At 57.3% G+C, this 2,103-nt stretch carries 1 protein-coding gene; it reads left to right on the top strand.

What is annotated here, in order from left to right:
- A partial coding sequence (traC, locus tag BHE81_RS25420; protein WP_149888845.1) for a type IV secretion system protein TraC occupies positions 1-2,103 on the top strand: 2,103 nt, incomplete at both ends.

Consider the following 2,103-nt stretch of genomic DNA (forward strand, 5'->3'; position numbering starts at 1 on the left):
AACTTCCCCGGGGCGTCCCGGTCAGTTTTCATCTGGTCTCCAGCAAACTGGTCGGCAATGACATCGACTATGGTCTGCGTGAATTCCGCTGGAGCGGTAAACAGGCTAAAAAGTTTAATGCCATCACCCGCGCCTACTATCTCCGGGCGGCGGAAACACAATTTCCCCTGCCGGACAATCTGGATTTGCCCCTGACGCTGCGAAACTACCGCGTGTACATCTCCTGCTGCGTGCCCCGGAAGAAGAACTCCACCACGCAAATCGTGGAGCTGGAGAATCAGATTAAAGTGTTACGGGCATCGCTCGGCGGGGCTTACATCCCGACGCGTATCCTCGATGCGGCCGGGATGGTCGAACTGATGCGGGAGCTGATTAACCCGGATCCGCATGAGATGTACCGGGTGCCGTACAAGCTGGACCCGTATCAGGACCTGAACTATCAGTGCGTGGATGACAGCTTTGACATGCAGGTCACTGCCGGTCATCTGAAAATTGGCCGCCTGGGGCGGGACGGGAAAGAGTGCGTGACCCGGGTGACGAACTATCACCTGGAGTGTGACCCGGAAATCGCCTTTCTCTGGACCGCTGCGGACAACTACGCCAACCTGCTGAACCCGGAGCTCTCCATCTCCTGCCCCTTTGTCATCACACTGACGCTGATGGTGGAGGACCAGGTGAAGACCCAGAACGAAGCCAACCTGAAATTCATGGACGTGGAGAAGAAAAGCAAAACCTCCTACGCGAAGTACTTTCCGAACGTGATAAACGAAATGCAGGAGTGGGGCGATATCCGCCAGCGACTGGCGACCAACCAGACCTCTCTGGTGTCCTACTTCTTTAACATCACCACGTATACCGCCGATAACGCAGAGGCCTCTCTCGCTACCGAGCAGCAGGTGCTCAACAGTTACCGTAAGGGTGGCTTCCAGCTTATCCCGGCCCGCTATCATCACCTGCGTAATTTTCTGGCCATGATGCCGTTCAAATGCGGCGAAGGCCTGTTCAAAGAGCTGCAGGCGGCAGGTGTGGTGAAGCGGGCGGAGACGTTCCAGGTGGCCAACCTTCTGCCGATTGTCGCTGACAGTCCGCTGGCGCCGGCAGGACTCCTGGCGCCCACCTACCGTAACCAGCTGGCGTTCATCGACCTGTTCTACGAGGGAATGAACAATACCAATTTCAACATGGCGGTCTGCGGCACCTCCGGGGCGGGCAAAACCGGTCTGATTCAGCCCCTCATTCGTAGCGTGCTCGACTCCGGCGGGTTTGCCTGGGTGTTCGACATGGGCGACGGCTACAAGTCCCTGTGTGAAAACATGGGCGGCGTGTATCTCGACGGCGACTCGCTGAAGTTTAATCCGTTCGCCAATATTCTCGACGACGCTAACTTTGACCTGTCCGCCGAGCGTATCCGCGACCAGATGTCGGTGATGGCCAGTCCCAACGGCAACCTGGATGAAGTGCACGAAGGTCTTCTCCTGCAGGCGGTCCGGGCGGCCTGGCTGAGTAAGCGCAACAAGGCGCGTATCGATGATGTGGTGGCCTTTCTCCGGAGCGAGAAAGACAGTGAGGAATACGCCGACTCACCGGGGGTGCGCAGCCGTCTTGATGACATGATTATCCTGCTCGACCAGTACACGGTGAACGGGCTGTACGGGGAGTACTTCAACTCTGATGAGCCGTCCCTGCACGACGATGCCCGGATGGTGGTCCTTGAGCTGGGCGGGCTGGAGTCGCGCCAGTCCCTGCTGGTCGCGGTGATGTTCTCGCTGATTATCTATATCGAAAACCGGATGTACCAGTCTCCCCGCAGCCTGAAAAAACTCAACGTTATCGATGAAGGCTGGCGACTGCTGGACTTCAAAAACGAAAAGGTGGGGACCTTTATCGAGAAGGGCTACCGGACGGCGCGCCGGCATACCGGGGCCTATATCACCATCACCCAGAATATCGTGGATTTCGACTCCCCGACCGCATCGAGCGCTGCACGCGCTGCCTGGGGGAACTCCTCGTACAAGGCCATTCTGAAACAGTCAGCGAAGGAATTTGCCAAGTATAACCAGCTGTACCCGGATCAGTTCAGCAAGCTGGAGAAAGACATGATTA

This window comes from Klebsiella sp. AqSCr, from assembly GCF_008452795.1.
GTDB classification, from domain to species: domain Bacteria; phylum Pseudomonadota; class Gammaproteobacteria; order Enterobacterales; family Enterobacteriaceae; genus Klebsiella; species Klebsiella pneumoniae.